A 16,320-nucleotide genomic window follows, 5' to 3' on the forward strand; every position below is an offset into this window, starting at 1 on the left:
AATAATTTGTTAGTTGTGGAACAGGCATCTTGCCTGTCCCTTATGTTATTGTAGAAATATCATAGCTGGAAATAAACATATGATTTCTGTTGCGCCGATCGCACCACCGTTACCCATAGGCGAACAGCGAGTGGTGTTTAGAAATATTACTTGGCAGGGTTATCAACAACTGCTCAAAATTTTGGGCGATAAACGAGCAGCTAAATTGATATTCGATCGAGGGATTTTAGAAATAACCATGCCATTAGAAGAACACGAATTTTCAGCACGCTTAATCGAACTTTTGATTCGGATTTTGGTAGTAGAGCTAGGTTTGAAGATTAAAACAATGGGTTCGACAACCCTCGATCGATCGGACTTAGAGCGCGGTGCAGAACCAGATAATGCCTATTACATCCAAAATCAGCCCCTCGTAGTCGGTCGTACAGTAGATATAGCCACAGATCCAGCACCCGATTTAGTAGTGGAAATAGATATCACCCATACCGATATTAACAAGCTTGCTCTCTATGCCAGTATGGGAGTACCGGAGTTTTGGCGGTACAATGGTAGAGAATGGCGAATTTATAAGCTAGAGAACGATGAGTATTTGGAAGTATCTGTCAGCCCCACTTTTCCCATCGTCCCCAAGGAAAAGCTTTACGAATTCTTGGCAGCAGCGCAGGTAGATGAAGTAGAAGCGGAGGTGAATTTCCGCAACTGGGTGAGAGAGATGGCGAATATTAATAACACAAGTGGAGGATGAAAGCAATGGAATATAGCGGTACATGGCGGATCACAGAGATGGCAATGTGGGATAGTGATTATTTGGACATGGAAGTTGAAGCCTATATCGAGATTGATGAAACAGGTTCAGGAGAATTTCAATTCGGTTTAGTATCAGGTGAAATTGACGGCGAAGTCGTAAAAGATGGAAAGGATCAGCGATTTGAGTTTACATGGGACGGTAATGATGAGAACGATCCTGCATCTGGTAGCGGTTGGCTCAAATTAAAGGATAAAAACTCGGTAGATGGTCGAATCAAATTCCACCAAGGCGACAGTTCTAGTCTTGTTGCAAAACGCATGAAATAGGCAATCAGCGATCGTACTATTTTATGCGATTTTTTTTTACCGCAGATGAACGCATATACACTCCCATCCGCGTTCATCTGTTGATATCTGCAGTAAAAAAAACCCAATCTAACCAATAACCAATAACAACTGACTTAGATTTCTCATGAAGGATTAATCGGAAAATCCCCCTCACTATCAACCTCTGGGGCACTTTTAACTAAATCCAAAAACGCAAACACGGCCGGAATCAATAACCCATCCCTCAAAACAGACACCCCAATTACCCTTTCAAAATCCGCAGGCAAACTGCAAACTTTCACCGACGTAGGTATCGGTTCCGCAGCCAAACGCGGAAGAATTGCTGTACCCAAACCTTGCATCACCATACTGACAATAGTTGAATCTTCGCTGAGTTCGTAAGCGATATTTAAGGGAAACCCCGAAGTTGTCAAATATTTTCGCAGCGGTATCGAACAAGGATTTTCCGCCGGCTGCAAAATCAACGGATAAGCTGCTAATTCTTCCCAGGTAATCTTATCACTTGACAATTTGGCAGTTGGCGGCAGCAACACAACATATTTATCCCGCAAAATTTCTCTAGTTTCAAATTCATCGGAGATGGGAAGAGATACAAAGCCGATGTCTGCTTTGCCCGATCGCAAAGCCTCTTCCACAGCTTGGGTATAATAAACTTCGGTAATGCTAACCGTAATTTTGGGAAAGCAACTGCGAAATTTAGCAATAATACCCGGTAGGATATGAGTTGCGACACTCCGAAAAGTAACTATCCGTACCTGACCTCCCTGCAAACCTTTTTCTAAATCCGCTTCTTTGACCATCATTTCTAAGGCGCAGGCTATTTGACGCCCGTGACTCACTACCCTTTCCCCCACTGGCGTCAGTTGAGCACCGTGTCGCCCCCGGTGGAACAATTGCACTCCCAATTCTGTTTCTAAAGAGGCGATGGCGTGGCTGACGGCGGATTGGGACAGTTCCAATTGCAAAGCCGCCTCGCTAAAGTTTTCACAGTCTGCTACAGCTATCAAAGCTTGAATCTGAGAGAGTTTCATCCGCCGCGTATTGATTTCGTTCATAGCGTTTGTGCCAGTAGTACCCAAATTGTCACAAGGGCTTCGATATATCGATTTTATTCATACAACCTATGCAAGCAATGCTTTGATTGTCAATTGCCGCAGAGTTAAGGTTAATTTATCAGGTAACAGATAGACTTTTACAGGACTTGCACGACAACAATATTGTGCTTTAATTGCGAAAATTTTATTGCAGTTACAAGCTATTTTTTGTAATTTTATTAGTGCAGTTTTTGTAGAAAAAATCACTTTAAGGTGTTGGCTATGTCTACTTACAAAAGTCTGATAAACCCCCGAATAATGATGTTTTTTCCGATAACAGATAGAGCTAAAATATCCGCACAACAGAAAGGGCTATCTCTCTTTTCACCTATAAATAAAATTGGGCAGTTTTTGCTCTACCTCATTTCTAGTGAGGAGGAACTGAGAATTTGGCAGACGTGCGATCGCTATGGTAACACTTGGTGGCACGGTTGCGATCGGGCGACGGGTCGTTCTACCTGCGTGGCAACGGATGATGAAATGCGCGCTTGGATAGATCGGCGTTATTGCCAATAGTAGTGTGTGGGTTGCGTGGAAAAGCAGTGAAATACAGTCGTCCATTAGCAATTAGCAATTAGCAATTACCAATTACCAAGTAGGAGATGCTATGCTTCAAATATCTTCCAAATGTGCAGCGCCCGTTAGCGGAGCCCTCGAAGAGGATCGCATTATTCTGATGGAAAACGAGGTATACAGATTGCCTCAAACTCATCGAGAAATTCAAGTTTTGTCAGGAATTGCTTGGATCACACTTGACCAACAGGACATCATCTTGCAAAGCTCTGAAAAAGCATCGCTTCCACCTAGCAAAAACTTTGCTATCATATCCGCTCTCAACAATATGCCGCTGATTCTGGCAGTCTGGCAAGACAAAAACCAAGCCATGCGATGTGAGATTTGAGATTTGAGATTTTGGATTGAAGAATAGGGAATGACTGACTGTGTATGGGTTTGAAGCGCGGGCATACAGTTGCATTCTTTTTTGAAAGTGGTATCGGAACCTAGCGGCTGAAAAAAAAATCGGCAGGAACACCCCAAAGAGCTCTATCTTAATAGGTATAACTTGGCTCTTGGAGGACTCGATCGGTGAACAGCCGCTCTTACCACTTTAGCTATATCGCAGCTATAAGTCTTGTCTTATCGCCCGCACTCAGCTTGCTGGCAATTTCAGACGCCCGGGCTTATGGCCCAATTATAAATGCGAGGCGCGCCCAAGCGAGCGATCACGCTCAGGCAACTGACCCCAAAACGCAAGCAGACGCACTCTTTGAAACAGGAGTAAAACAGCACCGCGAGGGTTTGTTTCGAGAAGCAATCGAGACTTTTGAGCAAGTTTTGGCAATCCGCAAGCAACTCGGCGACCAAGCCGGAATCGGAGAAACCCTCAATAATATGGGGGAAGTTTATGGCGAAATGGGTTTGAGGCCCAAAGCTTTGGAAGTTCTGCAGCAAGCTTTAGTGATTCACCGAGAAATCAGCGGAGGGCGTCGTATCGCGCGCACTCTCAATCTCATCGGTTTCGTTAACCGGATTGGGGACAATTTTTCCGAAGCGATGAAACTGCACCAAGAAGCTTTGGAACTTGCCAAAACTAATGACGACAAAATTGAAATTGGAGAATCCCTCCACAACATCGCGGCCGTGTACGCAGAACAGGCAGATTACGCCAAGGCGATCGAATTTTACCAGCAAGCGCGGACGATTCGCACGGCATCGGGCGATCGGCGCGATTTAGGCCGTACCCTCAATAACATGGGCGGCGTCTACTACAACATCGGCGACTTTAATAGGGCGATGGAATTTTATCACCAAGCCTTAGCAATTCGCCGGGAAATCGGAGACAGGGCTGGCGTCGGCCGCCTCCTCAACAACATGGCACTTACCTCTCGCAAACTCGGCAAAGATACTCAAGCGCTGATCTATTTTCAGCAAGCAATACCGATGTTAGAAGCAATTGGTGACAAGACAAGTATCGGACGCTTGCTCAACAATATGGGCGCAATTCATGAAAGTCTCGGTCAATATCCTCAAGCTCTCGAATCCTACGAGGGAGCTTTAAAAATTGCCCGCGAGGGCGGTGATAAAGCCGGAGAAACTAAAGCGATAGAGGGTATTAAGCGATTGTCTTCCGGTCAGCTTGTACCCCAATAATGACAGTTAAGCCGTTCGGGGTATCGGATGAAGATTAGACTTGCATTGCATAAGTCTTCGTCGATAGAGCAACCGCAGATTTAAGGCAGAGAAACACACTAAACGCAGATAATTGAAGCAAGTGAAAGCGATTGAATCAATCTTGTCTATTGGAAGCGATAGACTTTGCCGACGATTTGGCAATCATCTGCCAGTAGTTGTGTAATTGGTTGCCAAAAATATATAACTAAAAAAGAGGAAAAAGGTTTCAGGGGCGCTATAATTTGATTAATATGGAGCGCGAAAGATAGAAAGAGTTTCTGTAGTAATTCGTCTGCCAGAGTGGCAAAAAATCATTAATCTAAGCTATGGATATCCGTACAGAAAATCCCGAAGATGTAGAAGCTGTTCGCAACATTAATATTGAGGCATTCGGGCGAGAAAATGAGGCTAACTTAGTCGAGCGATTGCGGGGAATTGCATCTACATTTTCCTTCGTTGCGGTACAATCCGATCGCGTTGTGGGACACATTTTCTTCAGTCCGGTTGTGGTTGAAGGAAAATGTTCTAGGAATTTGTCGATTCTGGGGTTGGCGCCAGTCGCTGTTCTACCCCACTATCAGCGGCAAGGTATAGGAACACTGCTGATTCGGGAAGGTTTAAAAGAGTGCGGGCGATCGGGATTTCAGGCAGTAGTTGTGCTGGGTCATCCAGATTTTTATCCGCGTTTTGGGTTCATTCCTGCTAGTAAAAAGAGCTTGAAATGTGAATATGATGTACCCGATGAAGCTTTTATGGTTTTGGAGTTAGAAAGTGGAGCTTTGGAAGATTGCAGCGGAACGGTGAAGTATCGATCGGAGTTTAGGATCTGCGAGTGATATCAAATCCGGGTGCATCGGATTCGCTGAGGAAGAGCTCGCGAGTCAGAAATATTCTTAAACGAGCGCCCATATCTGAGTTACCTTGGTAGATCCGTTATCCGTATTTACTTATCTTTACATAGTTGGGTTTTGTGTACCTACCTATTGCAAATTTCTCTGCCTCTTTGCTACTTTCTTTTTGACCCATAACGCGCTGCAAAATCGCCTCTACTTTCGCAGCAAATAGAGCATTTCCTCTCTGCCTCGGTCGCGGCATATCAATCGAACAGTCCATTGCAATCTGACCATTTTCTATTAAAATAACTCGGTCAGCTAGCACCACTGCTTCTTCTACGTCATGAGTGATCAGTAGTGCGGTAAAGCCTTTTTCTTGCCATAAATTTTCTAACAATTGCTGCATCTCAATGCGAGTCAAAGCATCCAACGCGCCGAGGGGTTCATCAAGCAGCAGTAAATGAGGTTCGCAGGCAAGGGCTCTTGCTAAAGAAACTCTCTGCTTTTGACCGCCGGAGAGTACCGCCGGCCAATCGTTGGCGCGATCGCCAAGCCCTACCGCGTGAAGGACTTGCATCGCTTTGCAGTGCGTGTTTTCTTTGGCCGTGACTAGCCCTAATTTCACATTTGCTACCACTTTTTGCCAAGGTAGTAGCCGTGCATCCTGAAACATCATTGTCACTTTAGAGTTGAGTTGGCGGGACGGCTTTCCATCTAGGAAGACAGTGCCTTGAGTGGGAACTTCTAGTCCGGCGATTAAGCGCAGTAAGGTACTTTTGCCACACCCGCTGCGACCTACAATTGCTACAAATTCTCCGGGATTTATTTCTATGTTGATATCCCGCAAAATTTTAATATTTCCAAATGACTTCTGGAGTTTTACTAATTCTAGACCTATTCCTGAGAGTGGTGATTCCATTCTAAAAAACCTCCATATCGCTATCTATGCCACAGGTTCAAAACCTTTTTCGCTGTCAAAGGTGGCTGTTGAGCAAATGCCAATTCGTCTCCTACTCACCGGTGCTGGTGAATAGCAGATTAGCATTTATAAATTAAATCTACGGTAAATCAGTCAAATTACAGTAATTTATGATTAAACAAGATTATTGCATAGGTACCTACAAAAAGCAAGATAATTTTTCGTCCAACTTCTGGGGCTTTGATAAATAATTGTTAAGAACAAGCAAACCCGCTTCCTGTAAAGGCTCTGTTTTTGAGTCCGGTGAGATTATGCTGTATCTGGGAGAAAAAACTTGACAGTTGATTCCCGCCGAGATTCGCGAGCGCACAAAATTTGTATAAGAGTTATCAAACTTTACATCTCAACTTACTTGCTTTTTAAAATTGACCGTGCTAGCTTACTATCTATAAAATACGGTAAACCTACCAATTTACCGTATTTGCTGGCGATACCGTAAATCGTTCATTTTTAAATGAGTCAAAAATAGGAGGACTATTAAATGCCTAATGTTGTTGCGATCGCAGGTAGCCCGTCTCATCCATCCCGCTCCTTTGCCGTGCTGGAATACGCCCGCCGTGCTGTCGAGAAAGAGGGACTGAGTACGGCCTCTATCAACGTCCGCGATCTCCCGCCAGAGGTATTAATTTACGGACAATTCGCGAACCCAGACTTAAAAGCAGTCAATGATTTAGTAGTAGAAGCCAAGGGCATAATCATCGCCACACCTGTTTACAAAGCAGCCTACACAGGCGTACTCAAAGCTTACTTAGATTTGCTACCGCAGAAGAGTTTAGCTGGTAAAGTTATTCTCCCAATCGCCACCGGAGGTACGCTGGGTCACTTATTAGCAATTAACTACGCCCTCAAACCAGTGTTATCCGAGCTGGGCGCTAGTCATATCTTGGCTGGTGTCTATGTTTTAGACACGCAGATCCAAAGTTATGACGAAACAAGCGTACAACTTGAAGAGGAAACAGAACAAATACTGCGCTCGCAGTTGCAAGAGTTTGTTGGTGCCCTACAAACTGGCAAACCCGAATTAGTTGGAAGTCTCTGATCGGAAAGTTACCAACAAACAATATTATTGTTTATGCTCAAAAGACTGATTTCATTCCTTGCTCAATTATGGCGATCGCACCTTTCCCTAGCAGCGCTATTTCTATTGGGAATCAGCTTAAATTGGGCGATCGCCGCCTGTAACAATACTCCCCCTACCAGCTCTGCAAGCCCCGCCGCTTCCCCCGCAGCAGCTCAAGCTCAGGTAGTCCGCATCGGTCATCAGAAATTAGACCCCTTCACGCTAGTCAAAGCCAGAGGCGGGTTAGAGAAACGCTTGCAGCCTCTAGGTATATCCGTTGAGTGGAAAGAATTTCAGTCAGGCCCCCCGATGTTGGAAGCGCTAAACGCCGGCAGCATCGACATCGGGCGCACCGGGGACGCTCCTCCAGTCTTTGCCCAGGCTGCTAACGCACCCCTGCTTTACATTGGCGGTAGCGCCCCCAAAGACCGCAGTTCAGGTATTTTAGTTCCTGCTAATTCGGCAATTCACACCCTTGCAGATTTGCGGAGTAAGAAAATAGCTTTTACAAAAGGTTCAAGCGCCAATTACCTGTTAGCAAAAGCACTGAAATCCGCAGGAATAAAATGGACTGAGATTCAGCCGGCCAACCTGACACCAGCCGATGCCAGAGCTGCCTTCCAACAAGGTAACGTAGATGCTTGGGTAATTTGGGACCCCTTTTATGCAGCAGCTCAAGCGCCAGGAGATGTTCGTGTTGTTAAAGATAGCAAAGGACTAGCAGCTAACCGAGATTTTTACTTAGCTAATCGCTCATTTGCTCAGCCGAATGTCAAAATCATTGAGGCAATTAGAGAAGAAACTCAAGCAGTAGCGACTTGGGCGGATGCGAATCCTGCAGAAGTAGTCAAGATTCTCGCTCCCCTTCTGAAAATTGATGTTTCTATCTTAGATGTAGTGACTCGACGGCGGAGTTATGGATTTGAACCGATCCAAGCTGATATGGTTGCCGAGCAACAGGAAATTGCCGATACTTTTTTTGAACTCGGCTTAATTCCCAAGCAGCTCAAAGTTGAAGAAGTAGTTTGGAAACCAGGTAATTAGAAATCCCCGCTTGTGGGTAAATGTTGGATACCGAGGCAGCGATTTCTATCCCTAGTTCCGATGTCTTAACAAGAGATACATTCCTATTCTATTTGATGCTGAGAGGGTTCCTAAAATGCAGACTTCCGAGCCTCTCAGATCGTTTAATAAATCCAGGTGACTGTTTACAAAACTTCCTGGCGCAATTGGGGAAAAACCTTTGCAACTTTGTTCAGGACATAATCGCCGTAAGTGCCGCGAAACTCGTGAACGCTGGCTTTATCCCAACGTTCGTTCTTGTTATCATCGACGCTCCCTCCCTTGATTTCAATCGGGTGGAGTTCAGCATTGAAATTGGGATCGAAGAAGAATGGAAATGAGAGGCGAGAGCGTCCTGACACATTCTTGACTCGATGAGGAGTAGAGCGATAAAGTCCACCTGTGAGGCGATCGAGCATATCGCCAATGTTACAAACAAATGAGTTGGCGATCGGCACAGCATCAATCCAGCCTGATTTTGTCTTCACTTGCAACCCACCTAAATCATCCTGCTTGAGAATCGTGAGCAAACCATAATCGGTATGCTCTCCCACTCCCCAGGATTGCCCTTGCGGATTGCTTTGTGGTGGATAGTTGAAGATGCGAAATAAAATCAGGGGATCAGTCGTATAGCGATCGCGGAAGTAAGAGGCTTCTAAGTTCAAACTCAGGGCAATTCCAGCCATTACTGCGTGACCCAGTTGAGTCATCACCGCCAGATATTCTAGTATTGTCTCGCGAAAAAGAGGAATATCTGGAAACAGGTTTGCTCCGTGCATGGGAACGCCTGCTTGAACAGCCGGATGGGTTTGATTCAATTGAGAGCCGAAATAAATTCCTTCTTTCAAATCTGGTTTACCATTCGTCAGTTCACCTCCAACCGGAAAGTAGCCGCGCCATGCCCGACCTCCCAGGGCCATCCGAATTTGCATTTTGGTTTCTAAATCTAGAGCAAAAAACTGACGGCTCAGTTGCTCCAAACGGTTTTGCAAGCCTTTGTCTACACCATGCTCGACAATGTAAAAAAAACCCGTGTCGAGGCAAGCTTGTCGGATTTGGTTGGCAACAGTACCTACGGGATTATCCGATACCAGCGAACTAATATCGATAACGGGAATCTGAGAAACATCTACTGTTAATTGAGTTGCCATAGAGATGGATTATAAGTGGTTAAGATTGAACGCGTTTTATAATTTGAATTGTTCATCCACCGGAATTTGATAGCCATTTGCCAGTCGATTGGTAGCGTTTGCGGTTGCCACGATCGCCATCAGTTCCCCAAATATGGCATCATTCATTCCCTTGGCTCGCCCTGCGGCTGTATGAGATGAAATGCAGTATTGGCAACCATTTGTAACGCTGACAGCAATGTAGATTAACTCGCGCGTCAGGGGATCGAGTTCTCCCGGAGCGGTCATCACCTCCTTCACATTCTGCCAGGTACGTTGCAGGGTAGGCGGATGGTTGGCGATCGCTTTCCAAAAGTTGTTGATATACTCGGTTTTGCGTGTCGCACGAATGTCGTCATACACTGCGCGTACTTCATAATTTGCGTCTTCGTATTCAATCAAATGGCTCATAGTTGCAATAATAATGGTGAGAGCGTGAAAAGCACTAATTCATAGTTGAGAAAACCGCAAAGCCTTCTGCATTTTTGCGTTCCTCCCTTACGATGACGCGATCGCTGGAACTGTTGCTCGACCGACTTCAGTTGCGCTGGGGACTTCAATCAATTGCCCTGTTTTCACATCGTAGATAAAGCCATAAATCGGAATGGTTGGTGGCACAAGGGGATGGTTGCGAATTCGTTTGACATCCACAAACACGCTTTCTGCCAAATCTTTGAACGTTAACCAATCGACAAATTCACCTTCTGTCGAACCCGAACCCTGCCCTACATCTCGCCAACCATTTTCGTCGATTACAGCGGTTTCCAGGCTGTTCGTCAATAATTCTCGGATGATGCTGTCGGTAAACAGTTGCATCCCACAATCTGTATGGTGAATGACGAACCATTCACGAGTTCCCAATAGCTTGTAAGAGATTACGAGCGATCGAATTGCGTCATCGCTTGCCCGTCCTCCAGCATTACGAATGACATGGGCATCCCCTTCTGCCAGCCCAGCATATTTTGCAGGATCGAGGCGAGCATCCATGCAGGTCAGAATAGCAAAGCGACGACTAGGAGGTAGGGGCAAATTGCCTTTCTTGCCAAAGGTCGCAGCATATTCCCGGTTAGCAGACAGCACTTCTTGCAGAATTTGACTCATGCTTTAATTTTCCCAAATTGTTGAATTATGATTGCAAGCAATATTAAAATACTGTATCTCGGTAAGTAAAGCGTATTTTACCACTATTACCGTTATTAAAATGTTTCTATAGATATCTTTTCCATCTTGAGGGCAGTGATGGCAGCCCACGACCATATTCTGCAAGCGATCGGCAAAACACCGTCGATTTGGAGTGTCGGTCAGTTAATGACTGTGACAACTTCAACTACCAAAAATACTGACAAACCGAACTCTTCTATTTGATGTTGATATGGTTCCGACAATACTGATACTCCAACAACGATCGCGCGCGATCGTCGGTGCTGGCTTTAGTGGTTCTCTAGTAAGGACTCACCTGTTAAAAACAGCTAACCGCCCCTTGCTAATCAAGCCGATCGAGCGCGATCGCCATATTGGCAAGGGAGTTGCCCATACCACCACCAACAGTCGAGTTGGTCTTTTTAACCATTGATCTTGAGTGTGCCTTGCTGTAAGATAAAATTCGGCTATACTACGGTAAACCAATCGAGTTATAGTATGAACGGCTTAAGTCCTAATTAAGCGAGACATTCACCAAGGAGTCGAGGAGACGAATCATGAGCAAGTGGTTTGCCATTGCCAGACGTAGGTTACTGCTATTTTTTATTTCTGGGCTGTTTCTATCGCTATTAGTCAATGCCTGTAATTCTTCCTCTCCTGGAACTAACACTACAGCAGCATCCCCAGGCTCATCTCCTACGGCAGTTCCTACGGTAGTACGTTTAGATTATGCCTACTACAATCCTGTCAGTCTCGTGCTGAAAGAGAAAGGCTGGCTGGAGGAAGACTTAGCCAAAACCAATATCAAAGTGGAATGGGTGCTCAGTCAAGGTAGTAACAAGGCATTAGAGTTTCTCAATGGCAGCAGCATTGACTTTGGCTCGACTTCTGGTGCTTCCGCACTGATTGCAAAAGCCAATGGTAATCCCATCAAGTCTATTTACGTTTACTCGAAGCCCGAATGGACAGCATTAGTAACTACGGCGAATTCTTCCATTCAAAAAGTCGCCGATCTAAAAGGCAAAAAAGTTGCAGCAACGCGCGGAACAGATCCGTTTATTTTCTTGTTGCGTGCCTTGGATCAAGTCGGTTTGACTGCCAAAGATGTGGAAATTGTGCCTTTGCCCCACGCTGACGGTAAAGCTGCCCTTGAGAAAGGCGATGTCGATGCCTGGGCTGGTCTCGATCCATTTATGGCACAGACAGAAGTAGAAAAAGGCTCGAAACTCTTCTTCCGCGATCCCAAACTAATTAGTCAAGGGTTTTTGAATGTCCGCGAGGCATTTGCCAAACAATATCCTGAACAAGTTAGTCAAGTGCTAACCGCCTATGAGAAGGCACGGAAATGGGCGATCGCAAATCCTAGTGAACTCAAGCAAGTGGTGATTAAAGCATCCAAGCTGACAGAAGCCGTAGCAACTAAACAATTAGAGGAGCGAACCGATATATCAAGCTCATCGATTGGTGACGAACAAAAAGCCGTTATTAGTGCTGCTGGAGATGTCTTGAAAAAAAGCGGTGTAATCGAGGATTCCGTTGATGTCATTACAGTAGTTAACAATTTAATCGATCCGCAGTATGTGGCAAAAGTGACCAAATCATAAGTAAAAAACATCGGCTGTGGATATACACCAACTCACCAACGCAAATCAGAAATTTAAAAATTAAAAATTAAAAATTTAAGAATAAATTCAGCATTTTTAATTTGGCATTTTTAAATTTTAATTCCGCTCCCAAGCTATCTATGCAGGACAGCAAATACTAAGTTATGGAACAAAGACTTGCAATCGCAATCACAAGCGCACAAACAGGTAATATTTGGCAATTATTCAGTCGTCTGGGCAGAGCAAAAGGCTTGCTCTTGCCAGTCTTTCTCTTAATATTGTGGGAAAGTCTGTCTAGGTTTGGCTTGGTTGCTCCTAACTTGTTACCTGCTCCCTCAACTATTGTCATAACAGTTTGGAAACTCGGTGTAGCAGGGGAACTATGGCAGCACATCAGCATTACACTCTATCGGGTTTTTGTTGGCTTCTTGATTGGTACATTTTTGGCCACTATTCTAGGAGGATTAACAGGCTATTCTTGCCTAATTCACGATTTACTCGACCCACTTTTGCAGTCACTCCGTAACATTCCTTCCCTCGCATGGGTGCCACTATTCATCCTGTGGATGGGAATTCATGAGCCTTCTAAAATTGCTCTGATCGCCGTTGGAGTCTTTTTCCCCGTTTACTTAAATCTCATGAGCGGCATTCACAATGTCGATCGCAAACTGGTTGAGGTTGGCAAAATCTATAGACTTAATGATTGGCAGCTTATCAGTCGCGTGTTCTTGCCCGCGACATTGCCTGCCTACATTGTCGGTTTGCGAAGTGGCTTGGGTTTGGGCTGGATGTTTGTCGTGGCGGCTGAATTGATGGGAGCCAGTCAGGGCTTAGGCTTCTTATTGATCGACGGGCAAGCGACTGGACGACCCGCCATCACCCTCGCCAGCATTCTCTTGTTTGCGATTTTCGGAAAAGTTACTGACTCAATTATTGGCCTTGCATCGCATTGGCTACTCCATTGGCAGGATGTTTACGCTTCCAACCATTAGTTCAAAGCATTAGTTTAAAGCATTCGTTCAAAGCACCAATGAGGAAACATATATGCTACTTATCGAAGGACTACATAAACGATTTCAAAATGGCTTTGTCGGGTTAGAGTATATTAATTTAGCTGTTAGTCGTAGCGAGATTGTTAGTTTTATTGGTACGAGTGGTTGCGGCAAAAGTACACTTTTACGGCTCATTTCTGGATTAGATTGGCCAACTTATGGAGATGTGCTAATTGACAATATTCGCATTGACAAACCTCATCCAGAAATTGGTGTAATATTTCAAGAACCTCGGCTGATGCCTTGGTTAACCGTCTGGGAAAATGTGCAGTTTGGTTTGCATCATTTACCGAAGGATGAACGCAAGGCACGGGCAAGTGATGCTCTAGTTAAGGTTGGATTACAAGATTTTGCTCGTTTGCTGCCGCGCCAACTATCAGGAGGAATGGCTCAACGGGTAGCGATCGCCCGTGCCCTCGTCACTAATCCTTCTATTTTATTGCTAGATGAACCCTTTAGTGCTCTCGATTCCTTTACTAGAATGCAATTACAGGATCGTCTGTTAGAAATTTGGCAATCCGATCGCCAGACCATTATTCTTGTGACCCATGATGTTGAAGAAGCAGTGATTTTAAGCGATCGCGCGATCGTCATGCGTGGCAACCCTGGACGCATCCATATCGAGCTAGATATCGATCTTCCCCGTCCCCGCAGGCGTACCGATCGCGATTTGCAATATTGGAAAGAAAAATTATTGAGTACCTTGGATTTATCCAATACGCAAACTGTTCCCTTAGAGGTTTAAATCCCAGGCTGAGATCGCAATTAATATCTAATCAAGAGGAGGAGGTTTAATTTGTAAGTTCTATAAATTTAAAAATGTAACAATTTCTATATTAGAGTGAATAAAATTGTTGCCAAAACCCATCATTATCAAAGCAGCTATCTCAAAACCTAAATCCTAACTCAGCAAAACTTGACTTCAATCATGACTACTAAAATACTCCCAAGCTACGATCCCACTCTCTTTCAAGGAGCCATTTCTTATTACCTGCAATATCGACCGCGCTACCCAAATGCTCTTTACGATTTAATCTCACAGGAATTTCAATTAGATGGGCAAGGCAAGCTTCTCGATCTCGGCTGTGGGATTGGCTTGGTAGCGATCGCCTTACACGATCGATTTGAATCTGTTTTGGGCATCGATCCCGATACAGAAATGCTCGAAGTTGCCAAGCAAGAAGCTAAACTGGCTCATGCTTCAAATATCGCTTGGGTAAGGGATTTAGCAGAAAATATTTCCCCGGCAATGGGTACATTTTCCCTTGTCACCATTGGTCGTGCTTTTCATTGGATGGATCAAGAATTGGTGCTACAGCGTAGCTACGATGTGCTCGATCGCAGGAGTAACGCTAATACGGGGATAGCGATTATTCAAACTGAAAAAGATATTTGGTCAAATGACTCTGTTTGGGCACAAAATGTGCTATCTACGATCAAACGGTGGCTAGGAGAAGAGCGGCGTGTGGGATCGACCAGCGTTCCTTTGCTCTACAAGTCTGATTTAGAAGTTTTGGATCGATCGCCATTCGTTCGGATTAAGCGCCATAAGATTGACTTTCACAAACACTGGACGATTGATAATTTTATTGGTTATCTCTACTCCACCGCTTACTGCCGTCGTGATTACTTTAATGGCGATACTTCCGCATTTGAGGCGGAAATTAAAGCAGCAATTCTCAGTGTAGAACCTTCAGGTCAGTTTGTTGAAGATGTACCGATTTCTGTTTACTTGGGTTTTAAGGACTGACCAACCTATAGGAATCCTAAATCATTTGTACCTGATTACTTCCCTCAATTTTTGTATCATCAATATGAAAATATCCCTTGTAGACTCGAAAAGCACAACACAACAAGACAGCAAGCAAGATTATGTCGCGATCGCGAAATCACTTGCTCAAGAATTTGCTGATACTGCCATCGAACGAGATCGTCTTGGCGGTACGCCAAAGTACGAACGCGATCGCATTCGCTCTAGCGGTTTGCTCGGTTTGATTATTCCTAAAGAATATGGCGGTATTGGCGAAACATGGATTACTGCACTCCAAATTTCCCGCGAGTTGGCAAAGACTGATAGTTCTCTAGCCCATGTTTACTCCTATCACCATTTAGGGGTGATTATCCCGCATCTTTTTGGCACGGAGGAGCGCAAAGCGCAGTTCTACAAAGATACGGTGACAAACAATTGGTTTTGGTGCAATGCTCTCAATCCCCTCGATCGCCGTGCGACTTTAACTCCTGATGGTACAGGCTTTTTACTGAACGGTACAAAAAGCTTTTGCTCTGGCTCGAAAGATTCTGATATCTTACCCATAACTGCGGTTCGTCAAGATACCTCCGAACTCACGATTATTGTAATTCCCTCTCAAAGAGAGGGAATACAAATCCATGACGATTGGGATAATATGGGGCAACGTCAAACCGATAGCGGTAGTATTAGTTTCGACCAAGTGCGTGTTTATGATTCGGAAGTGTTTGGCGATCGCACCCGTGCTGATATTCCTTTCCGTACTTTACGAGCTTGCTTGACGCAAATAAATCTTGCCCATATTTATCTGGGTATTGCGGAAGGAGCATTTACTGCTGCCAAAGACTATACTTGCACCCAAGGACGACCCTGGTTGACTTCCAATGCTCCTAGTGTGAGGCAAGATCCATACATTCTGAAACACTACGGAGAAATGTGGGTCGATCTGCAAGCGGTTAGCAGTTTGACGGATCGAGCCGCCGGCATTCTGCAAGCAGCTTGGGAAAAAGGCATAGATTTAACAACAGAAGAACGTGGAAAATGCGCGATCGCGATCGCAACTGCAAAAATTGCTGCCACAAAAATAGGTTTAGATGTGACAACTCGCATTTTTGAAGTGATGGGGGCGCGTGCTACCACCAGTAAATATGGTTTCGATCGCTACTGGCGTAATCTGAGAACGTTTACGCTACATGATTCTGTTGACTATAAAATTCACGATTTGGGTAACTGGGTACTCAACGATCAGCTCCCCAATCCCAGCTTTTATACGTAAAAAACACTAACTGAGCATATCGTGAAGGATAGCATTT

20 protein-coding genes are annotated in these 16,320 nt (G+C 44.7%); 15 read left to right on the plus strand and 5 right to left on the minus strand.

Annotation, left to right across the window (positions count from 1 at the left end):
• Positions 1-79 precede the first annotated feature (79 nt).
• Both QUA45_RS04570 and QUA45_RS04575 read left to right on the plus strand, forming a co-directional pair.
• Positions 80-745 (plus strand): Uma2 family endonuclease, encoded by a 666-nt coding sequence (locus QUA45_RS04570; RefSeq protein ID WP_333219702.1) that lies wholly within the window; start codon positions 80-82, stop codon positions 743-745.
• Positions 742-1,074, plus strand: a complete 333-nt coding sequence (locus QUA45_RS04575) for a hypothetical protein (protein WP_333149882.1) — start codon at positions 742-744, stop codon at positions 1,072-1,074. The genes QUA45_RS04570 and QUA45_RS04575 overlap by 4 nt, the downstream gene beginning before the upstream one ends.
• A gap of 143 nt (positions 1,075-1,217) precedes the next feature.
• Here the strand turns inward: QUA45_RS04575 and QUA45_RS04580 are convergent, their stop codons facing one another.
• On the minus strand, positions 1,218-2,150 hold the full coding sequence (locus QUA45_RS04580; RefSeq protein ID WP_333095588.1) for a LysR family transcriptional regulator: 933 nt from the start codon (positions 2,148-2,150) through the stop codon (positions 1,218-1,220).
• A gap of 390 nt (positions 2,151-2,540) precedes the next feature.
• Here QUA45_RS04580 and QUA45_RS04585 point away from each other — a divergent pair, with 390 nt between their 5' ends.
• The 4 genes from QUA45_RS04585 (at position 2,541) to QUA45_RS04600 (ending at position 5,197) form a co-directional block, all read left to right on the plus strand.
• Entirely contained in the window at positions 2,541-2,705 is a 165-nt protein-coding gene (locus tag QUA45_RS04585) for a hypothetical protein (RefSeq protein WP_333095590.1), read from the plus strand.
• 91 nt (positions 2,706-2,796) lie between these two features.
• Entirely contained in the window at positions 2,797-3,090 is a 294-nt protein-coding gene (locus tag QUA45_RS04590) for a hypothetical protein (protein WP_333095592.1), read from the plus strand.
• A gap of 185 nt (positions 3,091-3,275) precedes the next feature.
• Positions 3,276-4,340 carry a tetratricopeptide repeat protein gene (locus QUA45_RS04595; RefSeq protein ID WP_333219704.1) on the plus strand — a complete coding sequence of 355 codons (1,065 nt, stop codon included), beginning with the start codon at positions 3,276-3,278 and terminating at the stop codon, positions 4,338-4,340.
• A 347-nt stretch (positions 4,341-4,687) separates the two neighbouring features.
• Positions 4,688-5,197: an N-acetyltransferase gene (locus QUA45_RS04600; protein WP_333219705.1), complete on the plus strand. Its 510-nt coding sequence runs from the start codon at positions 4,688-4,690 to the stop codon at positions 5,195-5,197.
• Between the two features lie 97 nt (positions 5,198-5,294).
• On the opposite strand, the gene QUA45_RS04605 is transcribed toward QUA45_RS04600, so the two are convergent.
• On the minus strand, positions 5,295-6,113 hold the full coding sequence (locus tag QUA45_RS04605; protein ID WP_333095595.1) for an ATP-binding cassette domain-containing protein: 819 nt from the start codon (positions 6,111-6,113) through the stop codon (positions 5,295-5,297).
• 541 nt (positions 6,114-6,654) lie between these two features.
• Here QUA45_RS04605 and ssuE point away from each other — a divergent pair.
• Together ssuE and QUA45_RS04615 are read left to right on the plus strand one after the other, a co-directional pair.
• Positions 6,655-7,212, plus strand: a complete 558-nt coding sequence (gene ssuE, locus QUA45_RS04610) for an NADPH-dependent FMN reductase (protein ID WP_333095597.1) — start codon at positions 6,655-6,657, stop codon at positions 7,210-7,212.
• A gap of 33 nt (positions 7,213-7,245) precedes the next feature.
• Positions 7,246-8,277, plus strand: coding sequence for a sulfonate ABC transporter substrate-binding protein (locus tag QUA45_RS04615; protein WP_333095598.1), 1,032 nt, complete (start codon positions 7,246-7,248; stop codon positions 8,275-8,277).
• A gap of 164 nt (positions 8,278-8,441) precedes the next feature.
• Here the strand turns inward: QUA45_RS04615 and QUA45_RS04620 are convergent, their stop codons facing one another.
• The 3 genes from QUA45_RS04620 to QUA45_RS04630 form a co-directional block, all read right to left on the minus strand.
• On the minus strand, positions 8,442-9,446 hold the full coding sequence (locus tag QUA45_RS04620) for a 2-oxoglutarate and iron-dependent oxygenase domain-containing protein (RefSeq protein ID WP_333219708.1): 1,005 nt from the start codon (positions 9,444-9,446) through the stop codon (positions 8,442-8,444).
• A gap of 36 nt (positions 9,447-9,482) precedes the next feature.
• Complete coding sequence (locus QUA45_RS04625; protein WP_333095600.1) at positions 9,483-9,875, minus strand: carboxymuconolactone decarboxylase family protein; 393 nt, start codon at positions 9,873-9,875, stop codon at positions 9,483-9,485.
• Positions 9,876-9,962: 87 nt separating this feature from the next.
• Positions 9,963-10,565: a carbonic anhydrase gene (locus tag QUA45_RS04630; RefSeq protein WP_333219710.1), complete on the minus strand. Its 603-nt coding sequence runs from the start codon at positions 10,563-10,565 to the stop codon at positions 9,963-9,965.
• A gap of 138 nt (positions 10,566-10,703) precedes the next feature.
• Here QUA45_RS04630 and QUA45_RS04635 point away from each other — a divergent pair, with 138 nt between their 5' ends.
• From QUA45_RS04635 to QUA45_RS04665, 7 genes are all read left to right on the plus strand, one after another.
• Positions 10,704-10,829 carry a hypothetical protein gene (locus tag QUA45_RS04635; protein WP_333095602.1) on the plus strand — a complete coding sequence of 42 codons (126 nt, stop codon included), beginning with the start codon at positions 10,704-10,706 and terminating at the stop codon, positions 10,827-10,829.
• A 7-nt stretch (positions 10,830-10,836) separates the two neighbouring features.
• Positions 10,837-11,037 (plus strand): FAD/NAD(P)-binding protein, encoded by a 201-nt coding sequence (locus QUA45_RS04640; RefSeq protein ID WP_333219712.1) that lies wholly within the window; start codon positions 10,837-10,839, stop codon positions 11,035-11,037.
• Between the two features lie 124 nt (positions 11,038-11,161).
• Positions 11,162-12,208, plus strand: a complete 1,047-nt coding sequence (locus tag QUA45_RS04645; RefSeq protein ID WP_333095604.1) for an aliphatic sulfonate ABC transporter substrate-binding protein — start codon at positions 11,162-11,164, stop codon at positions 12,206-12,208.
• 164 nt (positions 12,209-12,372) lie between these two features.
• On the plus strand, positions 12,373-13,200 hold the full coding sequence (locus QUA45_RS04650) for an ABC transporter permease (RefSeq protein ID WP_333219713.1): 828 nt from the start codon (positions 12,373-12,375) through the stop codon (positions 13,198-13,200).
• A gap of 52 nt (positions 13,201-13,252) precedes the next feature.
• On the plus strand, positions 13,253-14,005 hold the full coding sequence (locus QUA45_RS04655; protein WP_333219715.1) for an ABC transporter ATP-binding protein: 753 nt from the start codon (positions 13,253-13,255) through the stop codon (positions 14,003-14,005).
• 183 nt (positions 14,006-14,188) lie between these two features.
• Complete coding sequence (locus QUA45_RS04660) at positions 14,189-15,010, plus strand: class I SAM-dependent methyltransferase (protein WP_333095607.1); 822 nt, start codon at positions 14,189-14,191, stop codon at positions 15,008-15,010.
• 64 nt (positions 15,011-15,074) lie between these two features.
• Positions 15,075-16,283 carry an acyl-CoA dehydrogenase family protein gene (locus QUA45_RS04665; protein WP_333219717.1) on the plus strand — a complete coding sequence of 403 codons (1,209 nt, stop codon included), beginning with the start codon at positions 15,075-15,077 and terminating at the stop codon, positions 16,281-16,283.
• Positions 16,284-16,320 lie beyond the last annotated feature (37 nt).

It is taken from the genome of Microcoleus sp. Pol12A5, assembly GCF_036701435.1.
GTDB lineage: Bacteria > Cyanobacteriota > Cyanobacteriia > Cyanobacteriales > Microcoleaceae > Microcoleus.

Excerpts from the sequence above, each read along its gene's own strand:
- QUA45_RS04570 (WP_333219702.1), top strand. The coding sequence starts at position 80 with ATGATTTCTGTTGCGCCGATCGCACCACCGTTACCCATAGGCGAACAG.
- QUA45_RS04575 (WP_333149882.1), top strand. The coding sequence starts at position 742 with ATGAAAGCAATGGAATATAGCGGTACATGGCGGATCACAGAGATGGCA.
- QUA45_RS04580 (WP_333095588.1), bottom strand. The coding sequence starts at position 2,150 with ATGAACGAAATCAATACGCGGCGGATGAAACTCTCTCAGATTCAAGCT.
- QUA45_RS04590 (WP_333095592.1), top strand. The coding sequence starts at position 2,797 with ATGCTTCAAATATCTTCCAAATGTGCAGCGCCCGTTAGCGGAGCCCTC.
- QUA45_RS04600 (WP_333219705.1), top strand. The coding sequence starts at position 4,688 with ATGGATATCCGTACAGAAAATCCCGAAGATGTAGAAGCTGTTCGCAAC.
- QUA45_RS04605 (WP_333095595.1), bottom strand. The coding sequence starts at position 6,113 with ATGGAATCACCACTCTCAGGAATAGGTCTAGAATTAGTAAAACTCCAG.
- ssuE (WP_333095597.1), top strand. The coding sequence starts at position 6,655 with ATGCCTAATGTTGTTGCGATCGCAGGTAGCCCGTCTCATCCATCCCGC.
- QUA45_RS04615 (WP_333095598.1), top strand. The coding sequence starts at position 7,246 with ATGCTCAAAAGACTGATTTCATTCCTTGCTCAATTATGGCGATCGCAC.
- QUA45_RS04620 (WP_333219708.1), bottom strand. The coding sequence starts at position 9,446 with ATGGCAACTCAATTAACAGTAGATGTTTCTCAGATTCCCGTTATCGAT.
- QUA45_RS04625 (WP_333095600.1), bottom strand. The coding sequence starts at position 9,875 with ATGAGCCATTTGATTGAATACGAAGACGCAAATTATGAAGTACGCGCA.
- QUA45_RS04630 (WP_333219710.1), bottom strand. The coding sequence starts at position 10,565 with ATGAGTCAAATTCTGCAAGAAGTGCTGTCTGCTAACCGGGAATATGCT.
- QUA45_RS04635 (WP_333095602.1), top strand. The coding sequence starts at position 10,704 with ATGGCAGCCCACGACCATATTCTGCAAGCGATCGGCAAAACACCGTCG.
- QUA45_RS04640 (WP_333219712.1), top strand. The coding sequence starts at position 10,837 with ATGGTTCCGACAATACTGATACTCCAACAACGATCGCGCGCGATCGTC.
- QUA45_RS04645 (WP_333095604.1), top strand. The coding sequence starts at position 11,162 with ATGAGCAAGTGGTTTGCCATTGCCAGACGTAGGTTACTGCTATTTTTT.
- QUA45_RS04650 (WP_333219713.1), top strand. The coding sequence starts at position 12,373 with ATGGAACAAAGACTTGCAATCGCAATCACAAGCGCACAAACAGGTAAT.
- QUA45_RS04655 (WP_333219715.1), top strand. The coding sequence starts at position 13,253 with ATGCTACTTATCGAAGGACTACATAAACGATTTCAAAATGGCTTTGTC.
- QUA45_RS04660 (WP_333095607.1), top strand. The coding sequence starts at position 14,189 with ATGACTACTAAAATACTCCCAAGCTACGATCCCACTCTCTTTCAAGGA.
- QUA45_RS04665 (WP_333219717.1), top strand. The coding sequence starts at position 15,075 with ATGAAAATATCCCTTGTAGACTCGAAAAGCACAACACAACAAGACAGC.